Genomic DNA, 1,857 nt, shown 5'->3' with positions numbered 1-1,857 from the left:
CCGTCATCGGCGCCACCGCGTCGTCGACCCCGACCAGCGACGGCACCAGCGCGGTGGACGTGGGACGACGGGTCGCCACGGCGCTCGCCTCAGGCGCGCGCGGCGCGCGGGAAGGCGGACGGGCCGGCGTAGCGGCCGGCGTCGTCCAGCTCCTCCTCGATGCGCAGCAGCTGGTTGTACTTCGCGACGCGCTCGGAGCGCGCCGGGGCGCCGGTCTTGATCTGGCCGGAACCGACGGCCACCGCGAGGTCGGCGATCGTCGTGTCCTCGGTCTCGCCGGAGCGGTGGCTCATCATCGTGCGGAACCCGTTGCGGTGCGCCAGGTCCACGGCGTCCAGCGTCTCGGTGAGGGTGCCGATCTGGTTCACCTTGACGAGCAGCGCGTTGCCGGCGCCGGCGTCGATGCCCCGCTGCAGGCGCTCGGGGTTGGTGACGAACAGGTCGTCGCCGACGAGCTGCACGCGCGCGCCGAGGGTGGAGGTGATGTGCGCCCAGCCCTCCCAGTCGTCCTCGGACAGCGGGTCCTCGATGGAGACCAGCGGGTACTCGGCCACGAGGCCCTCGTAGTAGGTGGTCATCCACTCCGCGGTGCGCTTCTCGCCCTCGAAGTCGTAGCCGCCCTCGGTGTGGAACTCGGTGGCGGCCACGTCCAGGGCCAGGGCGATGTCGCTGCCGAGGGAGAAACCGGCCTTGTCCACCGCGGCGGCGATGAGGTCGAGGGCGTCCTTGTTGCTGGGCAGGTCGGGGGCGAAACCGCCCTCGTCGCCCAGGCCCGTGGCCAGGCCGCGGGACTTCAGCACCGACTTCAGCGCGTGGTACGTCTCCGCGCCCCAGCGCAGCGCCTCGCGGAACGAGGGCGCACCGATCGGGGCGATCATGAACTCCTGGATCGCGACGCCGGTGTCGGCGTGCGCGCCGCCGTTGACGATGTTCATCATCGGCACGGGCAGGACGTGGGCGTTGGGGCCGCCCAGGTAGCGGAACAGCGGCAGGTCCGCGGCGGAGGCCGCGGCCTTCGCCACCGCCAGGGAGGCGCCGAGGATCGCGTTGGCGCCCAGGCGGCTCTTGTTCGGGGTGGCGTCGAGGTCGATGAGGGCGGCGTCGACGAGGCGCTGCTCGTGCGCGTCGAACCCGGCCAGCGCCGGCCCGATCTCCTCGATGACGGCCTCGACGGCGTCCTCCACGCCCTTGCCGAGGTAGCGGCCCGCGTCGCCGTCACGGCGCTCGGACGCCTCGAACGCGCCCGTGGAGGCGCCCGAGGGCACGGCCGCGCGCGCGTGCGTCCCGTCGTCGAGGAGCACCTCGACCTCGACAGTGGGGTTGCCGCGCGAGTCCAGGATCTCGCGAGCGCCGACGGCCTCGATGGTGGCCACTCGTGCTCCTCCTCAGTCGGTGGGTGCGGCGGCAGGGACCTGCCACCGGACGCCGCTGAGCCTAACGGTGGGCGCCGCGTCAGCGGGGGGAGCGGTCCGGCGGGTCGGGGGGCAGGTCGAGCAGGGCGGGCAGGTGCCGCGGCGGCGGTGCGCCGTGGTGCAGCACGGCCGCGTGCCGCTGGCCCGGGGTCCAGGCCGGCCGCACCAGGGCGAGGGTGCGCAGCACGGCGGCCACCTGCTCGTGCCCGACGTGCGCCACGGGCAGCACGGCGCTGTCCAGCAGGGCGGCGCGCCAGCGGCCGGCGGCCTCCTCCTCGCCGAGGTGGGCCCGCTCGACGAGCAGGTCGCGCACGTCCCCGGCGCCGGCGCCGTCGCAGTGCACGCGCACGTCGACGACGGCCTCGGCCGCGGTGCGCACCCGCTGCAGGGCCCGCACGAGGCGCAGGCCGTCGGCGAGGCGGCCGGCGGCGGTGGCGGCGACGAG

The 1,857-nt window shown here is 75.2% G+C and carries 2 protein-coding genes; both read right to left on the bottom strand.

Annotation, left to right across the window (positions count from 1 at the left end; genetic code table 11):
- Positions 1-89: 89 nt before the first annotated feature.
- A complete protein-coding gene (gene eno / locus ABEB16_RS20550; RefSeq protein ID WP_345714049.1) occupies positions 90-1,373 on the bottom strand; it encodes a phosphopyruvate hydratase in 1,284 nt (427 codons plus the stop codon).
- Between the two features lie 79 nt (positions 1,374-1,452).
- On the bottom strand, positions 1,453-1,857 hold a 405-nt coding region (locus ABEB16_RS20545), incomplete at its 5' end, for a DUF885 family protein (protein ID WP_345714048.1).

Origin of the sequence: Kineococcus glutinatus, from assembly GCF_039542765.1 — a bacterium.
Taxonomy (GTDB): Bacteria; Actinomycetota; Actinomycetes; order Actinomycetales; family Kineococcaceae; genus Kineococcus_A; species Kineococcus_A glutinatus.
This window is presented reverse-complemented; position numbering and strand designations above follow the sequence as displayed.